The organism is Sphingomonas floccifaciens (assembly GCF_042681125.1).
GTDB lineage: Bacteria > Pseudomonadota > Alphaproteobacteria > Sphingomonadales > Sphingomonadaceae > Sphingomonas > Sphingomonas floccifaciens.
Genome location: NZ_JBHUFC010000002.1, coordinates 165,446 through 182,455, shown reverse-complemented (window position 1 = coordinate 182,455; position 17,010 = coordinate 165,446). Strand labels below are relative to the sequence as shown.

At 65.9% G+C, this 17,010-nt stretch carries 16 protein-coding genes; 10 read left to right on the top strand and 6 right to left on the bottom strand.

Annotated features, from left to right (window positions below; genetic code table 11):
• Window positions 1-58: 58 nt before the first annotated feature.
• Together ACFSC3_RS03705 and ACFSC3_RS03700 are read right to left on the bottom strand one after the other, a co-directional pair.
• Window positions 59-817, bottom strand: coding sequence for a WecB/TagA/CpsF family glycosyltransferase (locus ACFSC3_RS03705; RefSeq protein WP_380938873.1), 759 nt, complete (start codon window positions 815-817; stop codon window positions 59-61).
• Complete coding sequence (locus ACFSC3_RS03700; RefSeq protein ID WP_380938871.1) at window positions 814-2,400, bottom strand: tetratricopeptide repeat protein; 1,587 nt, start codon at window positions 2,398-2,400, stop codon at window positions 814-816. Before ACFSC3_RS03700 ends, ACFSC3_RS03705 begins: the two co-directional genes overlap by 4 nt.
• Before the next feature lie 33 nt (window positions 2,401-2,433).
• Between ACFSC3_RS03700 and ACFSC3_RS03695 the strand changes: the two genes are divergently transcribed.
• The 5 genes from ACFSC3_RS03695 to ACFSC3_RS03675 all read left to right on the top strand — a co-directional run bounded on the left by ACFSC3_RS03695 (window position 2,434) and on the right by ACFSC3_RS03675 (window position 7,856).
• Entirely contained in the window at window positions 2,434-3,075 is a 642-nt protein-coding gene (locus ACFSC3_RS03695; RefSeq protein ID WP_380938870.1) for a polysaccharide biosynthesis/export family protein, read from the top strand.
• A 26-nt stretch (window positions 3,076-3,101) separates the two neighbouring features.
• On the top strand, window positions 3,102-4,349 hold the full coding sequence (locus tag ACFSC3_RS03690) for a hypothetical protein (protein ID WP_380938868.1): 1,248 nt from the start codon (window positions 3,102-3,104) through the stop codon (window positions 4,347-4,349).
• Window positions 4,346-5,824, top strand: a complete 1,479-nt coding sequence (locus tag ACFSC3_RS03685) for a GumC family protein (protein WP_380938866.1) — start codon at window positions 4,346-4,348, stop codon at window positions 5,822-5,824. The genes ACFSC3_RS03690 and ACFSC3_RS03685 overlap by 4 nt, the downstream gene beginning before the upstream one ends.
• Window positions 5,817-6,599 (top strand): CpsD/CapB family tyrosine-protein kinase, encoded by a 783-nt coding sequence (locus tag ACFSC3_RS03680; RefSeq protein ID WP_380938864.1) that lies wholly within the window; start codon window positions 5,817-5,819, stop codon window positions 6,597-6,599. The genes ACFSC3_RS03685 and ACFSC3_RS03680 overlap by 8 nt, the downstream gene beginning before the upstream one ends.
• Before the next feature lie 627 nt (window positions 6,600-7,226).
• Window positions 7,227-7,856 (top strand): choice-of-anchor C family protein, encoded by a 630-nt coding sequence (locus ACFSC3_RS03675; protein ID WP_380938862.1) that lies wholly within the window; start codon window positions 7,227-7,229, stop codon window positions 7,854-7,856.
• A gap of 100 nt (window positions 7,857-7,956) precedes the next feature.
• Here the strand turns inward: ACFSC3_RS03675 and ACFSC3_RS03670 are convergent, their stop codons facing one another.
• Window positions 7,957-9,162 (bottom strand): glycosyltransferase, encoded by a 1,206-nt coding sequence (locus ACFSC3_RS03670; protein ID WP_380938860.1) that lies wholly within the window; start codon window positions 9,160-9,162, stop codon window positions 7,957-7,959.
• Complete coding sequence (locus ACFSC3_RS03665; RefSeq protein ID WP_380938858.1) at window positions 9,159-9,515, bottom strand: hypothetical protein; 357 nt, start codon at window positions 9,513-9,515, stop codon at window positions 9,159-9,161. The genes ACFSC3_RS03670 and ACFSC3_RS03665 overlap by 4 nt, the downstream gene beginning before the upstream one ends.
• Before the next feature lie 315 nt (window positions 9,516-9,830).
• On the opposite strand from ACFSC3_RS03665, the gene ACFSC3_RS03660 reads away from it, so the two are divergent.
• Both ACFSC3_RS03660 and ACFSC3_RS03655 read left to right on the top strand, forming a co-directional pair.
• On the top strand, window positions 9,831-11,099 hold the full coding sequence (locus ACFSC3_RS03660) for a DUF1996 domain-containing protein (RefSeq protein WP_380938856.1): 1,269 nt from the start codon (window positions 9,831-9,833) through the stop codon (window positions 11,097-11,099).
• Between the two features lie 88 nt (window positions 11,100-11,187).
• On the top strand, window positions 11,188-12,243 hold the full coding sequence (locus ACFSC3_RS03655) for an acyltransferase family protein (protein WP_380938854.1): 1,056 nt from the start codon (window positions 11,188-11,190) through the stop codon (window positions 12,241-12,243).
• 387 nt (window positions 12,244-12,630) lie between these two features.
• Here ACFSC3_RS03655 and ACFSC3_RS03650 read toward each other — a convergent pair whose 3' ends face one another.
• On the bottom strand, window positions 12,631-14,028 hold the full coding sequence (locus tag ACFSC3_RS03650) for an exopolysaccharide biosynthesis polyprenyl glycosylphosphotransferase (RefSeq protein WP_380938852.1): 1,398 nt from the start codon (window positions 14,026-14,028) through the stop codon (window positions 12,631-12,633).
• A 191-nt stretch (window positions 14,029-14,219) separates the two neighbouring features.
• The gene (locus tag ACFSC3_RS03645; protein WP_380938850.1) at window positions 14,220-14,459 is read right to left on the bottom strand and encodes an XrtV sorting system accessory protein; all 240 of its coding nucleotides are present in this window, start codon (window positions 14,457-14,459) and stop codon (window positions 14,220-14,222) included.
• Between the two features lie 300 nt (window positions 14,460-14,759).
• On the opposite strand from ACFSC3_RS03645, the gene ACFSC3_RS03640 reads away from it, so the two are divergent.
• The 3 genes from ACFSC3_RS03640 to ACFSC3_RS03630 all read left to right on the top strand — a co-directional run bounded on the left by ACFSC3_RS03640 (window position 14,760) and on the right by ACFSC3_RS03630 (window position 16,986).
• Window positions 14,760-15,077, top strand: a complete 318-nt coding sequence (locus ACFSC3_RS03640; RefSeq protein WP_380938848.1) for a hypothetical protein — start codon at window positions 14,760-14,762, stop codon at window positions 15,075-15,077.
• A gap of 67 nt (window positions 15,078-15,144) precedes the next feature.
• Entirely contained in the window at window positions 15,145-16,107 is a 963-nt protein-coding gene (locus tag ACFSC3_RS03635) for a UDP-glucuronic acid decarboxylase family protein (protein WP_380938846.1), read from the top strand.
• A gap of 411 nt (window positions 16,108-16,518) precedes the next feature.
• Complete coding sequence (locus ACFSC3_RS03630) at window positions 16,519-16,986, top strand: PilZ domain-containing protein (protein WP_380938844.1); 468 nt, start codon at window positions 16,519-16,521, stop codon at window positions 16,984-16,986.
• Window positions 16,987-17,010 lie beyond the last annotated feature (24 nt).

Sequence of the window (17,010 nt, the reverse complement as noted above, 5' to 3'; positions counted from 1 at the left end):
CTGGCCGGGTGCGGATTAGAGCGGATCGGTTAACAAGCCGGGCACGGCCGGCGGCGGCTTAACGCTGGCGCCGCCAAATCGCAAAGATGCGCGGCCCCTCGACCAGGTAGCGCCGCCACAACCGGCGCGGCTCGCTGCCCAGTCGATATGCCCATTCGAGCGAGGCGCGCTGCATCCAGAGGGGCGCGCGGCGCTTGGCGCCGGTTATGAACTCGATGGAGGCACCGACGCACAGGGCGACGCCCCGCGCCCGCCCGCGCGCCGCGATGCGGTGCGCGACGATCTCGCTCTGGGGCGCGCCGATCGTGAAGAACACGTAGTCGCACGCCGCCTGCTCAACGAAGTCGGCGATCGCATCCTGTGCAGCGACGTTACGCCGCACACCCATCGGCGGAATATGCTGACGGAACATCAGGTCCGGGCGGCGGCCCTGCAGAAAGGTCAGTTGGTCGGTCGTGCCACCGATCACCGCGACGCTGCTCCCGGCCGGTATCCGCTCGTCGAGCAGGATGCAGGTCAGGTCGCTGCCGGCGAGCAAGGTCAGCTCATGCCCCGACAGCTTCGCCAGCTTCAGCAGGATGCGGCTGTCGCAAATGGTCAGGTCGGCCGCGGCATAGGCGCTGCGCACCGCCTGGCCCGCAGGATCATCACGCGTCTTGTCCAGCGTGATGACGTGGTCGACGTTGGGTGTCACGACATAGGTGAAGCGCGACGCGCGAGCCATGTCGCAGATCTGGTCGATCAGCGCATCGGCCGGACGACATGCGAAGACGAAGCCGAGGAAGGAGACGCTTGCCGGCGCCGACGCACCGCTCACTTCTGCATGCTTCCGTCCAGCCCGCGCGCAGGCGCCTCGCCCGGCAAGGGATCGAGACGATAGACGGTCTTCGCCTCATCCGCGCGACGCTCTGCATCCTGGCGGCACGCAGTATCGCCGACTGCCGCGCAGGCACGAGCCTGCATCATCCAGCCGCCCGGCCACGATGGCAGCGCGCGCGTCACCTGCCGCGCGACCGACAGCGCCTTTGTCGAATCACCCAAGGCCTTTGCCCGGTCGTAATAGTCCTGCGCGATCAGCACATCCCAAGGCATTGCCGACAGCGCCGCGTCATAGGCCCGGAATTCGGCCATCCGGTCGCCCATCGCCCGGCGCACCGCGATCAACGTGCGGTGCCCCGCCGAATTGGCGGGGCATTCGGCGGCGGCGTGTTGCGCATCGACCACCGCATCTCTAGCCGCGCCGCGTTGCAGCTTCATCGTCGCGCGCGCCGCCAGCGCGTCGCACTGGGTCTCGTCCTTCGCCAGGATCGCGTCGATCGTCGCCGTCGTCTCGGGCGTCGCCGTGCCGGACAGCAGCTGGATGCGCGCCGCCAGCGCCTTCGCATCCTCCGACGCGACCGGGCCGAGGATCGTCATCGCCTCGGCCGGACGACCGGTATCGAGATAATATCGCGCCGTCTCGACCCGCGCGCGGTCGGTGCCGAAGGCTGCCGATGCCAGCGCATCCTTGGCGATCGGGTCGCGATCATATTGCTGCCAGATCGCGACGATCCGCATCATCGACGCCGCGGTCAGGTCGCGCCGCTCGATCAGCCGCAGCAGCCCGTCGCGCGCGCCGGCAGTGTCCCCGGTCTTGTAGCGCAGGTTGGCCAGATCGAGACGGATGCGCGCTTCCCTGGGGCGCATCCGCTCCAGGGCCACCATGTCCTTGAGCATCGCCGCCGCATCACGCTTGCGCCGATGCAGCTCCAGATAAGTCGCGATGATCGGGTCTTCGAGCGTCCCGCCCGCGGTCCCCTTGTCGAGCGTCGCGAGCGCATCGTCGATCCGCTCGCGCGCATAGAGCGCCCGCGCCTTCAGGATGAGGCCGCGGGCATCGCGCGGATTTGTGGTCAGGATCGTATCGGCGAACTTCAGCGCATCGTCGATCCGCCGCTGCGACAGCGCGATCAGGCCCTTGGCGAACACCGCGCTCGGCTCGCCGGGGATGATGATCAGGATCTTATCGGCGGCGGCATCGGCCTGGTCCCATCGCCCGATGGCCAGGCCCAGCTGGGTGACGCCCTGCATCGCCTCCATATTGGTCGCGTCGAGCGACATGGCGTTGCTATAGGCGTTGAAGGCCGATTCCCGGTCGCCCTGCGCGACCGCGATACGGCCTTTCAGGATTTGGAGCGCCGCAATATCGTCGCGCTCGCGGATCGCGGCGTCGATGGTGTAGCGCGCATACCCGATATTGCCGGCCTGCAGCAGCGCATCGGCCTGCTCGCCCAGCTGTTGCGCCTTGGTCTGGCTGCCGGAGCATCCGGCGAGTGCGATCGGCAAAAGGATCGCCGGCGTGAACCATTGCGAAACACGCCGGACATAAGAGAGATTCGTAAGTCGCTGGCGGATTTCCATTCCGCGCGTATAACAAGGCGCAAAGACAAGTCGATGGGTTCGAAAGGGATCATCATGGGGAATGTGCCGCGTATCAAGGCAGCTCTGGTTTTGCTCGGCGTCGCCGCCGCAGCACCGGTCGGTGCCGCCAATGCCCAGGCGGGCGCGCCGGTGACGGCGCCCGCCGCTCAGCCGTACCGCGTCAATGCCGGGGACGAGCTGAACATCAACGTCTGGGGTGAGGAACGCCTGCAGCGCGACGTCCGCGTCCTCCCGGACGGCAGCTTCGCCTTCCCGCTCGCCGGCCAGATCAACGCGCAGGGCAAGCTGCTGCCGGAGATCGAGGCGACGCTGACCGAACGCCTGCGCGAGCAGTATCGCGGCCAGGTGCCCAAGGTGACGGTGTCGGTGCGCGCGCCGAACGGTCTGGCGTTCACGGTCATCGGCCGCGTCCGTTCGCCGGGCACCTTCTCGCCGGGCCGCTACGTGAACGTTCTGGAAGCGCTCGGCATCGCCGGCGGTCCGGCCGAATTCGCGAACCTCGACAATGTCGTCGTCCTGCGCAAGCAGGGCGGCCAGGTGGTGACGATGCGCACGCGCCTCGCCCCCATCTTCAAGGCGAACGCCAGCGCCAGCGACCTGTCGCCATCGAACGTCATCGCGCTTCAGCCCGGTGACACGGTCATCGTCCCCTGATCACGACGCGCAGCGGGAGACCCGACATGACATATGCGATTCGGCTCGGCCGAAGCGTCCTGGCGACCGCCGCCATCGTCGCCGGGTGCGGCGAAGCGGGGGCGCAGAACAGATTCTCCGCCGACGTCAGCACCGGCGCGTCGGTGGCGACCAACCCCTATCTCCAGGACGGTCAGGGTGGATCGTCCGAATCGGTCTTCGTGGAGGTCGCTCCGGTCTATGTGATCCAGGGGCCGACCACGGTGTCGCGCCTTAGCGGACAGCTGCGGGTCGAGCCGTTCCTGCGCCGCTATTCGACCGACACGCTCGCGGCCGTCAATTTCGACCGCACCTCCCGTGTGTCGGACCGCTTCGTATATCGTTCCGGCATCAATTTCGTGACCAGCCGGGCCAGCGCCCTGAACGCGCTGTTCCTCGGGCCGAACGGTGGCGCCTTTGGCGGGCCGATCGGAGGCACGACGGGCGGGACGGTCGGTATCGATCCGACAACCCTGCCGGTGTCGATCGATCCCAGCTATCTTGGCCGTCCGCAGCGGACGACCAGCGCCTCGATCAATGCCGGCGTCAGCTATATAACGGGTCCGCGCGGATCGCTCGACGTCGATCTGAGCGCGCAGGCCCAGCGCTTCGACGACGCAACGCTGGGCGAGTATAATTTCGCGACCCAGCGCATCCAATATGGCAGCCGCCGGTCGGATCGTACGACGCTGACCGCGGGCGTGACCTTTGGCCAGAGCAACTACCTCGGCACGCAGCTAGGCGACGGTTATACCATCAGCCCGATCCTGGGAATCAATACGCAGCTGTCGCCGACCATCAAGGCATCGGTGGGCGGCGGCGTCTCCTACGCCCGTTTCCGGCGTCTCCAGGGCGACACGGGCACGATCACCGCCTTCGCTCTGCAGGCACAGATATGCAAGACGCACTCGCAGGGCCGCTATTGCCTGAACGCCGATCGCAGCGTCCAGCCGACTGCGCTCGGCTCGCTCAGGACGCTGACCGGGGTCTTTGCCAGCTATGACAACCGGCTGAACGAAAACGACCGGCTGTCGCTGTCGGCCAGCTATAATGTGAGCGAGGAATCGGCCGAATCGGTCGGTATTCCCACATCGTCCTTCATCGGCGCGCGGGCCGAATTGTCACATCGCATTTCCAGGCGTCTCGACGTATTCGGCTCGGCCGCATACGCGGACATCTTACAGGCCGGGATCACCCGGCGCCCCAGCATCCAGGGGCGTGTCGGCATCCGGTTTCGCGTGGGGTCTCTCGAATGAATGAAGTTACTGTTGCTGCGGAAGAGGAAGGCGGCGGTTCCGACTTCTTCTCCCAGCTGCCTGCAATCCTGCGTGCGCGGAAATGGTGGATCATCGTCCCGCTGGTACTGGGGATCGTCGCGGCGCTCGCGGCGATCTACTTCCTGCCGCGCACCTATCGCTCGACCGCGGTCATCCTCGTCCAGTCGCCGAAGCTGCCCGGCGATGTCGTCGGCGCGACACCGGGCGACAATGTCGACCGTCGCATCCTGCGGATCGAGGAACAGGTCACCAGCCGCCCGGCCCTGCTCGAACTGATCGAGCAGCACAGCCTCTATGCGAGCGAACGCGCGCGCAAGCCGCTGTCGGAAATCGTCGAGAAGATGCGCTCCAATATCGCGCTGACGCCCGTCACCGGCAACACCGCATCCGATCCGAATGCGGAGAAGACCATCTCCTTCACGCTGTCGTTCGACTATGATCGTCCGGCCGAGGCGCAGGCGGTGACGCAGGACCTGATGACCCGCATTCTGGAGCTGGACGCCAGCCAGAATACGGCGCAGGCGACCGGCACCGTGCAGTTCCTGGCCGACCAGTCGAACGAACTGCAGAGCAAGATCAGCCAGCTCGAGGGCCAGATTTCCGCGATCAGCGCGCGCAACGGCCGTGCGCTGTCCAACGCCACGCCGATCCTTGGCGGATCGGGCGGGATGGACGTCCAGATCGCTCAGCTGCAACGCGAAAATGCCCTGTTGCAGGCACAGCGCCGCTCGCTCGCCAGCTCCGATGACCGCGATCCGCTCGTCGTCGCGGCCGAGGCGCAACTGGCCGCCGCCCGCGCGGTCTATTCGGATACGCACCCGGACGTGATCTTCGCACGGCAGCGCGTGCGTGAGGCGCGCGCCGCGGCGCAGGCCAAGCCGAAGACCGATACGACCCAGGCGATCGACCAGCAGATCGCGCTCAACAACGCGCAGATCGGCGAGATGCGCGCGGCCAAGAGCCGGGACATGGCGCAGGTCGCCAGCTCGATCAGCGCCCAGGCGCAGGGTCCGCTGGCCGAACAGCAGATCGCGCAGCTGCAACAGCGGCTGACCGGCCTGAACGACCAGAAGAAGCTGGTCGACGGACGGCTGCTCGCCGCCCGTGCCGGTGCACGCGCGGACGACGAACAGATGGGCCAGCGCCTGTCGATCGTCGAACCGCCGGTCGTGCCGGACAAGCCCCATTCGCCCAACCGCTATCTGCTGGCAGGTGCAGGTCCCGGCGGCGGGCTGTTGCTCGGCCTGGTGCTTGCGCTCGCGATCGAACTGATCCGCCGCCCGGTCCGCGGGTTGAAGGGCCTGACCGCGATCCTAGGCGAACCGCCGATGGCTGCGATCCCCGTCATCCCCGCCAAACCCACCAAGTCGGTCAAGCCCGGCAGCAAGTCCAAATCGCGCCGCGGCTTCTTCAGCCGCCTGTTGCGCCGCCGTCCGGAGACTGTTCGTGAGTGATAGCATGACGCGCGCGGGCACGCCGCCGCTGACCCTGCCCCCGATCGAGGCGCTGCCCATTTTCACGCCCAACATGCGCGACGTGCGCGAGGCGCGGGTCGTCGGATTCGAGTCGCGCAGCATCGACGCACGGCCCTTCAACCTGTTGCGGACCCAGGTTGCGAAGAAGTGCGCGGCGAACGGCTGGACCTGCTTCGGCATCACGTCCGCCGCACCGGCGGCGGGCAAGTCGGTCATCTCGCTGAACCTTGCCGCCTCGCTCGCGCGGGTCGGCGACATGCCGATCTATCTGTTCGACTTCGACATGACGCGCGCGTCGATCGGCGAATATCTGGGCATCGAGGCCGAACACGGCATCGAGGGATTCCTGAGCGGCCAGACCGCCGACCTCGCCGCGACCGGCGTGCGCATCGACGGCACCAACCTGGCGGTCTTTCCGACGATGGAGCCGGTTGAGAACACCGCCGAGCTGCTCGCCAGCCCGCAGTTCACCCAGCTGGTCGAATCGTTCCGCGCGACCCAGGGTCCGCATCTGGTCATCTGCGACCTGCCGCCGACCTTCGCCAACGACGATGCGATGATCGCCGTGCAGCAGCTCGACGCCTATATGCTGGTCGTCGACAGCGGCAGCACGACGCGCCGCCAGATCGAAGAGAGCTGCAAGATGCTCGAACCCGCCCCGCGGCTGGGTGCGGTGCTCAACCGCTATCAGGGCGGCCTGGCCGATCCCTATGGCTACGGCGGTTATCGCAACGGCTACGGCGCATATTACTGACCAATTTCGGGCAGGCCGCGACCGGCCTGCCCGTTGCTCCCGAACCCGACGCCGGCCCTCGCTGAGCGTCGCGCCGGCGAAGCATGGGGCACCGAACGCGCCCACTTGACGTGCATTCGGGCTAACCCCCGACGGTCGTGTTGCACTTTGACCGACAGCCCCCGCCTTCGAAGCCTGATCGGTCGCCCCGGACCAGCACTCTCGTTGCGACGATGTGCGCCGGACGGCGCAGAGCGACCGCGGTGTCATCTCGCTCTGGACGGAACCGTACACGAAAACCGTGAAGACGATTCGCTCCAGGCTGGCGAATTCTGGCTCTAAATCGCGAATCGCCGGCGACTTGCGATAGCTACGGTCGCACCGTGGATAAAATTAACCATGTCTTTTCAGACTTTTCCGTCCGACATCTTACATTCTCGAGGGTAATTGCAGTGCTATCGTAGTTAAGATTCCAGCGTCTAATTAACAAATGTCCCGATTTTGAACAAAATGACCTAGTTTGGGCCAACAGCGGGAACCAATCGTTAAAAGAGGATTTACCGGCGCCACGAATCTCCCTAACCCGATTTCACGAAACGCTTGGTGTTGGCGGTCAACGTCAGGTTCGTAACGAAAAAGGGGTGTGTTATGAAGAAGATGATCCTTGGTGCGCTGGCTTTGGCGCTTGTTCCGGCTTCGGCGAACGCTGCGGGCTTCATCAACGGCGGTTTCGAGCAGGGTCCGGCAAACGTCGATCCGTGGATCACGCTGGGCAACGGTTCGACCGCTCTGACCGGCTGGGTCGTCACCGGCGACAGCATCGACCTGAAGGGCAACTACTGGCAGGCTCGTGAAGGCAACCGCAGCATCGACCTGAACGGCAACGGCCCGGGCGGCATCATGCAGACCTTCGACACCATCGTGGGCACCACCTACAATGTGAAGTTCTCGCTGGCCGGCAACCCGGACGCGCGCAACCAGAAGGTCGTGTCGAGCGTCGCCAGCGGCTCGCTGCCGAACGTGTACACGTTCGACTTGCCGAACAGCCACCAGAACATGATGTGGCAGGACCTGAGCTACAGCTTCACCGCTGCCTCGACCACCACGACGCTGTCGTTCACCTCGGGCAACGACTCGGCACAGGGCCCGGCGCTCGACGCCGTCTCGGTCACCGCAGTGCCGGAACCCGCCACCTGGGCGATGATGCTGATCGGCTTCGGCGGCATCGGCGCCTCGATGCGCCGCCGTGCAGGCAGCCGTCGCGTCGCGATCGCGTAATGGCTTGAGCCCCTGCCTGTCGAAGGCAGGGGCTCAAATGGAAAACGCCGCCATGAACTCCGGTTCGTGGCGGCGTTTTCATGTGTCCAGCGTGCAAACGTCAGGCGTCGGCACCACCGAAGCGCGCAATCAACGGCCGAACCGCGACGTCGATCGCGAACTCCGCCGCTACCCGCGCCCGCGCATTCTCGGCCAGCCGCGTGCGCAGAGCGTCGTCGGCACAGATCGTGCGCAATCGCTCCGCCAGCCGCGCCCAGTCGCCCGGCGCGAAGAGCAGGCCGTTGACGTCTGGCTCGACCAGCTCGGGCACGCCAGCGACCCAGCTCGATACCACCGGCTTGCCCAGCGCCAGCGCCTCGATCAGCACGACGGGCAGGCCTTCCATCAAGCTCGGCAGGACAAGGATGTCCGATGCCGCGATCCGCTCCAACGTGCGGCGCTCGTCCAGTCGTCCGGCGAAATGGACATGGTCGGTCAGCCCCGCTTCCGCGACCTGCGCCCTGAGCGCGTCGCCGCACGGACCGTCACCGACCAGTTCGAGCGTCGCGCGCTGGCCGCTGGCGACCACCTCTCCGAAGGCTGCCAACAGACCGGCATGCCCCTTTTCGCTCGAAAGCCGCCCGACACACACGATCGCGACCGGCTGTCCGGCCTCACGCTCCGGCACGGGCGGCAGCGCGGTCAGGTCGATGCCGCACCGCACGATCGTCGTCCGATCCCAATAGACGGGATCGACGACGCGCAACGCCTGCGCGCGGATGAACCAGGATGCGCAGGCGACGAAATCGGCGTGACGCACCTTCTCGCCCAGCATCACGCCGGCCGGATAATCCGTCTCCGAAATCCCGTGGACCGTGAAGCTCCACGGCAGCCCGGCAAAGCGCGCCGCAAGCAGGGCGATCGTCGACCCGCTGTTGGCGAAATGGCTATGCACATGCGTCGCCCCGCCCTCGCGCAAGAGTTTCGCCGCGACCAGCGCCTCGCACAGGTGGAACAGCGACCACAGCCCCGCCTTCGCCCCCGGCGCGCGGTGGGTCAGCGCGAGCTTCAGCGTGCGCGCGAAGCGCATCGGGCGGCGCAGGATCTCCGCCGCTGCGATGGCCAGCATCGACGCCGCCCCGCGCTGGATCACCCGGGTGGCTGCGCGCTCCGACGCATCGAGCGGGCTGTCGCCACGTGCATCGGTGCCCCGGATCGACAGCGCGTCGATCGCTATTCCACGGCGACGCAACTCAGCAATCTCGCGCCGGATGAAGGTATGCGACGGCGCGGGATATTCGCTGACGATATAGGCGATACGAGTCATGTGCAGGTCACCGCGTGGCGAGCATCGCCGGATAGGGATTGGCGCAGCCGGTCGACGGCGCCGTTGGATTGAGCCGCCTTGCGCCAGCCCCGCAAGCGCGAGAGCCGGGCGACCGAAAGCAGGAACGACAGCAGCGACAGGACGCCGGCCGAACGGATCGCCGGCCGCAGTCCGCGCGCGTACAGTCGCATCAATGCGCCCGCGGTCGCCCGCCGCGGCTGCGCAGTGTCGACACTGCCGCCGATCCATTTGCTGTCGACGTGGACGTTCGGCAAGCCATGCGCCGACAGCGACGCGAGACAGTGGCGCAGGCGCTTGCCCTCGTTCCGGCCGATCGTGACCGCGCCGATCATGCGCGCCGCGGCGCCTCTGAAATCGCGGCGAAATGCCCGGATGTCATGCCCGTCCTGTCCAATCGCCTGCTATGCCCGGAGCGCCTCGCCCCTGAACCCGCCCCGTTAGCGGATGGGTCCGGCATGCACCAGATACCCCCCGTCCTGCCAACGGAGCCATAGCGGCGATCCGTTGATCAACTGTGAAACTACCACGAGTAACTCAATGAAATCACATCCATAGCTACCGCCGCGATAACCATTTTACCAAAGACCGCCTTCACGCCCTTGCCCGTAAAAGTCCGTCGTGGACACAGGACTCAAGGGGCACGTGGAGTGATCAAAGCTGCGATATCGCGCTGGCGGATTTCGGTCAGAACCCTCGTCATCATGGTAATGGCGCTGACGGCGACGGCGGCGTTTGCGGCCGGCGCGGTCGGCCTGCTCAACGGCAAGATGGTGAAGCCGGGCTCCGTGGTGGTCGGCTCGGCACGGCTCACGGCCACCACCGGCACGACCACACCGACGACGTCGCCCGGCACGACGACCGGCGGTGTCGTCGACCTGTTCAATGGACAGCTCGCGAAGATCATCAGCAACTTCGACACGACGCCTCTGCTCGTGCCGGCGTGGGGCAGCGGCGAGATTCCGCCGACCGGTGCGCCGGACGTCGTCGGTGCCTTCCGCTTCATCTGCAACGCCAGCCATTTGTCGCGCGACGATCCGATCGTCTATCCGGGACAGCCCGGCGCGTCGCACCTGCACCAGTTCTTCGGCAATACGGCGGCGAACGCGAACTCGACCTATGCCAGCCTGCGCACGACGGGTGAGAGCACCTGCGGCAACATCCTCAACCGCTCGGCCTATTGGATGCCGGCGATGATGAATGGTCGCGGCGGCGTGGTCATCCCTGACTATGTGAGCATCTATTACAAGCGCCGACCGGCGAACGATCCCTATTGCAAGGTTCAGGGTATCGCCTGCGTGCCGATCCCACGCGGCCTGCGCTACGTGTTCGGCCACGACATGACCGGTGCGAACGAGGCTCCGAACTATCTGCTGTGGTTCAACTGCGACGGCCCGACCGGCACGTCTGGCCACTTCAAGGACATCGTCGAGGCCGCGGTCGGCTGTCCGACGGGCAACCGCCTCGGCGCGACGATCAACGCACCCGACTGCTGGAACGGCAAGGATCTCGATAGCCCCGATCACCGCAGCCACATGGCCTATCCGCACTACGACCCCAATGATGGCCAGCTGAAGTGCCCGCGGACCCACCCTTATGTTATTCCCGGCTTCACGATGGGGGTCTGGTACACGGTTGACGACACGCTCGACCGGTCGGGTACGTGGACGCCCCAGACGCGCACCTGGTATCTGTCATCGGACAAGATGGAGGGCATGGCGCCGGCCCGTCCGGGCTCGACCTTCCACTCCGACTGGTTCGGGGCATGGGACGACGCCACGATGGACGCCTGGACCGCCAATTGCATCGACAAGCTGCTCAATTGCTCGGGCGGCGACCTCGGCAACGGCAAGCAGATGAAGCAATTCGCCAGCTTCACCTGGAACGCCAACCCGCGGATCGTGCCCATCCCGCAATGATGCGACCCGAGTGAGACTATCGTAACGCGTCCGTCCTTGGGCTATGCCCGGCGGAGACCAGGTTCCAGGGGCGGCGCGAGATAGCCTTATGTCGATTGAGCGGACGGCCACTGTTACCCCACACCCGTCGCAGGATGGACGCGTCGGTGTCCTCGACGGGTGGCGCGCCATCAGCATCCTGGCGGTTCTGGCCGGCCACTGGCTGCCGATCGGACCGAAGTCGCTGGAGCTGAACGGGGCGGTCGCCGCCTCGGGCATGGCGATCTTCTTCACTCTGTCGGGCTATCTCATCACGTCGCTGCTGCTCCGCGACAGCCGCCCCCTGCCCTTCCTCATCCGCCGCTTGCTTCGTATCTTACCGCTCGCGTGGGCGGCGATGATCGTCCTCGCGGTCGCGAACCGGGCGGATTCCGCGACGATCGCAGCCAATCTGCTATTCTATGCGAACCTGCCACCAGCTCATCTCATGTCTGGTGGCGAACCGCTCTGGAGTCTGTGCATCGAGGTACAGTTCTACCTGAGCATAGCGGCGATCGTCACGGTTTTCGGCCGGCGCGGCCTTTATCTGCTACCGTTGCTCGCGCTGGCGATCACGGGTTATCGCATCACCGCGGGCGTACCGATCAGCATCATCACCTGGGAACGGGTCGACGAGATCCTCGCCGGCGCGATTCTGGCGCTCGTGTTCGCGCGACGCCAGGCTGGCTGGAGCCTGCCGCGCGCGCTGACATGGGCGCCGATCGCCCTCGCCGCCCTGTTGCTGGCAAGCGCCCATCCCGCCTTCGGCCCGCTCGCCTATCTGCGGCCCTATATCGCCGCGGCGGCGGTGGGCACGTCGATGCTGGGCACGCCCGCCTGGTTCCGGGCACTGCTGTGCCTGCGGCCGATGCGCTACATCGCCGAGATCAGTTACGCGCTGTACGTCATCCACGGCATATTGTCCGCAACATGGCTGGGCGGGCATGATGCCTCGAAGGCAGACCGCTACCTGCGCCGTCCGCTCCTGATGCTGGCGACCGCAGCGCTAGCGCACCTGTCGACTTTCCATTTCGAGCGGCACTTCATCGAGCTGGGCAAGCGCCTCACCCGTCGCGGCGCACTGCCGCCGAAGTGGCAGCCGGCGAAAGACCTGACGACGCTGTAATCTGATCCGCGCGATGCCACACTGCAATCAGTGCTAACGATCGTGATCCTTGCGGTTTCGGCTCATGCCGGTCGACCGATCCTGGCCCCAACGCTTGGGGCCGGCTCGCCCGCTTCATGGGATAAAGCCCCGCCCCGTCTCCATTTAAGTCTTTGCGATTGCCGACGCTACGGCCTGCGACGGGACACGGGACTTCGGCGGGCGCTCAAGTCGGTTCGACCGATCTCGCTCAAACGTCCGTGCTAGCGAAGTCTGAGCTGTTGATGCCGCGCCGCCGCCCCACATCGACAGTGCTCGCGACGGACAGGGGCATCAGCGATCGTTTCAGACTATTGAAGGGATGTCATCACGCGCGGCGCACTCCGCAACGCGCCGCATAGCCGCCGCTCAATACGCCTTGTGGTGGACCAGGACCTTGAACGTCGACATCATGATCTGAAGGTCGAGCCAGATGCTCCAGCTGCCCAGATATTCCAGGTCGCACTGCAACCGGTTTTCCAGATCGACCGCATTGTCGGTCGCACCGCGGAAGCCGCGGATCTGCGCCAAGCCCGTCATGCCGGGCTTCAGCGAGTGGCGCTGCCAGTAGCGCGGGTCGACTTCCCAGAACAGGCGGCTGCCGGCCAGCGAGCCAAGCGCGTGCGGGCGTGGACCGACCAGGCTCATGTCGCCCAGGATCACGTTGAACAGCTGCGGCAGTTCGTCGATGCTGGTCCGGCGGATAAAGCGACCGACGCGGCTGATACGGTCGTCGTCGCGCGATGCGGACCGCGCGCCCGTGGCGTCCAGCACCTCGAGCCGCATCGAGCGGAACTTGTAGATGCGGAAATTGCGGTTGTCCTGCCCGACGCGTTCCTGACGGAAGAAGACCGGCCCGCGCGACTCGAGCTTGATCGCGATGGCGACGCCGATCAGCAGCGGCGCGATGAAGATCACCAGCGGCACGGTGATCGCGAGGTCCAGCGCGCGCTTCAGCAACTGGCTGGAGAAGCTGAGCGGCCCGCGCGACACGATCAGCGTATCGCGCATCGCGCAGCGGCCGATTCCGACCGCGCCGATCGACTGTTGCGTGCCGACCAGAATCTCGCCGCCGGCCCGCGCGCCCTGAAGGAAGACCGACCAAGTCGCGCGCTGCGCGTCGTCGCAGGCGACGATGATGCGATCGAACCCTTCGGTCACTTCCGCGACCCGCGCGATGGAGGCGGGCTGCGACAGGTCGGGACGCAGGCCGGCGGCCGCGGCGTCGATGACGACCATGCCGCGCTCGCCGTCGATCTTGGGTCCGTCGAGGAGCAGCACGGTCGATTCGATGCCGTGACCCAGCAGCATCTTCGTCGCCAGCGTGACGATGCCGCGCGACACCAGCAGCAACCCGAAGGCGAAGGCGAAGAACAGCACGAAGCCGAAGCGTGAGATTTGCTCGCCCAGCTGCGTCAGGAAGATAAGGATCATCGCCACCAGGAACGCCGCGATCAGCGACGCGACCGACCGCTGCACGCCCAGCGGCGGGCTCTTCAACGTCTCGATCGACTGGCTTTCCTTGCTGATCGAAAACATCACGAACAGCGACAGCGTGATCATCAGGAAGGCGAATTTGGGGATCGGCAGCCAGATCTGGTCGAGCAGCGAATCGGTCAGCAGGAACGCGCCTGCGACGGCGACCGTATCGAGCAGCAGCGACACACCGTAGAGGACCAGCCGCGTCGTCTGCGCCGTCCAGCGCGGCGGTGCGAACCGCTGCGCTGGTACCTGCAACGTCCGCGCGTCGGAGCGCAATCCAGTCATGTCCCGTGGCCCCTTTCGCACGCAGTACCGGTCCGGCAGTCTAAATTACGATTTCCATGCACCGATATGGCGCAATCCCCGGTCGGGGGCATGTATCGACCCGGGAGTTAGCTGCAAAACGTAAACATGTCCCTTACCGTTCCGTGCCGTACCGCAACCTTTTGCAATCGGTCGCAAGAGCAGCCGTCAAGTTATTGCGGTGTCGGGAAGACGAGGAATTTATAGGCAAGGCCAGCGCCGATCGCGAGCACCAGCACGGCGGCCAGCGGCTGCCCCTCGTTACCCAGATAGTTGGCGACCGCACAGGCCAGTGCCGGCGGGCCGTAATGCCACAGCTTGTCGGGCGGATTTTCCTTGCTGGATCGGTGCAGCAGCAGCGTCACCAGGCCCGCGAAGCAGAACAGTGTGACCCAATCCCAAACGGTACTCATCGTCGCTCGCTCCCCCCGGCCATCTGTCGGCCGCGCGCCATCGGGATCGACGCCCCGACGCGAAACATACATCCGGCAGCGTTGGGCGATGCGATCCGCCGCGTCAATCGTCATGGCACAGATCGCGACCGACCGCACGCTGCGGCAATCGCGGTGTGCGCAGGCCCGCGCCCAGTCCAGAACCGGGACGGACGGTACGCGCTGCCGCAAATAACTTCGGTCCGCGCCCGCTTATATAGGAAGCCTCAACATTCATCGACTAAGGCCGGCTTTCGAAGATCACGCTCCGGGGAATCAACAATGATCGCTTGCCGCGTCTGGACGTCGCTCGGCCTCGCCGCGCTTGTCGCTGCCTGTGCGCCGGGCGGCGATGCGCCGTCGGAGGATAATATGTCCGAGCGCATGGCCGCCCCCGTCCGGCGTCCGTCGGCGCCGACCCGGCTGAGCCAGCAGGAACTCGCCGTCCGCATCGGACCGCGCTGCCCGGAGACGACGAAGGTCGACTATCGCGACACCCCGGCCGGCGGCGGCGAATATCTCGTCACCTGCGGCCCGCGCCGCTTCCGAGTGGCGGTGGCACCCGACGGCGCGACCCGGATCGAACCGATCCGCCGTTGAGCGGCCAATAACCATAGACTAGGGCCGATGCCCATAACACGCGCCGAAATCACAAGGAGTGAGCGCTTTGCCGAGACTATCTGCCAATCGACGTCGTGTACTGGTCACCGGGGGCGCGGGATTTCTCGGGTCGCATCTGATCGATCGCCTGCTCGAACGCGGCGACGAGGTGCTGTGCGTCGACAATCTGTTCACCGGCGACAAGAGCAACATCGATCACCTGACCGGCAACCCGCGCTTCGAATTCATGCGGCACGACGTCTGCCTGCCGCTGCATGTCGAAGTCGATGCGATCTTCAACCTCGCCTGCCCGGCCTCGCCGATCCATTACCAGCATGATCCGGTCCAGACGACGAAGACCAGCGTCCACGGCGCGATCAACATGCTGGGCCTGGCCAAGCGGCTGAAATGCCCGATCTTCCAGGCGTCGACCAGCGAGGTCTATGGCGACCCGGCGGTCCATCCGCAGGTCGAAAGCTATTGGGGCAACGTCAACCCGATCGGCATCCGCTCCTGCTACGACGAGGGCAAGCGCTGCGCCGAGACGCTGTTCTTCGACTATCACCGCCAGCACGGGCTGGACGTGAAGGTCGTGCGCATCTTCAACACCTATGGCCCGCGCATGCACGTCGCCGACGGGCGCGTGGTGTCGAACTTCATTGTCCAGGCGCTGCAGGGCAACGACATCACCATCTATGGCGACGGCGGCCAGACGCGGTCGTTCTGCTATGTCGACGATCTGATCGAGGGCTTCCTGCGCATGATGGACGCCGGACCCGACGTCCACGGCCCGATCAACATCGGCAACCCGAACGAATTCACCATCCGCGAGCTGGCGGAACAGGTGATCGCGCTGACCGGTACGGGCTCGAAGATCGTCACCCAGCCGCTGCCGCAGGACGACCCGATGCAGCGCAAGCCGGACATCACGCTTGCCAAGCAGCAGCTGAACGACTGGGAACCCCAGGTCCAGCTGAAGGAAGGCCTGGAGCGGACCATCGCCTATTTCCGAAAGAAGCTCGCGGCGTAAGCGCCACCCGCGCGGTGCGGCTTGGGCGCCGCCGCACCGCGCCCCTCGCGTCCAGGTTCGGACCGAGAGCCTGAAGCGATCAGCTTTGTTCACCCCGTTCGCCCTGAGCGAAGTCGAAGGGCAGCCCTCCGCCAGGTGCTTCGACTTCGCTCAGCACGAACGGTGGAACGAATGCCCCTCAGCTGTCCGATCCCATTGAAGCGATGCACACCCGTGCTCCGGCGCAAGCCGGAACGTTGGCGGGCGTCAGGCTCCGGCTGTCAAGGCTCCGGCCCGCGCCCGAGCACGGCATGATTTAACGCGGCTAGATACCATTTTGGAACAGTTCCCGACCGCGTCGGCACAGATCGTCGCCCCGGTTTACGAACACTCAACACCCTGACGCTAAACGACCGACGTGGAGGAACACCCATGTCGATAGCAGCGCAAATCTTCGTCAGCGGCCGCGCCGAATCGCGTATCCCGGTCACCGTGGACGGTACGCTTCGCGGCGACGTCGGCGATCCGCTGGATGTCGAGGTCGAGGATATCTCGTCCTCCGGCTTCCGCGCCCGCGTGCCGGTCGCGCTCGATGTGGGTGAAGTCATCTCGATCGGCATCGCAGGTCTAGGCACGCGCCCGGCGCGCGTCGTCCGGTCCGACGGGCGCAGCGTCGGCTGCCAGTTCTTCGCGCGCCTGCCGGGCGACTTCGACGCCCGCATCGCCGGTGCCGCCTCCCAGGTGGTCGTTCCCGTACAGACGCCCGCTTATCGCACGCCAGCACCGGCCACGGTTGCCGTCGGCGACGACCGCCTGCCGATGCCGGTACGCGTCGCGACCATCGTCGGTCTGTCCTCGCTCGGCTGGGCCGCGATCTACGCGCTCATCGCCCTGATCTGAGGGCCGCCGCGCCCTTCCCTTCCT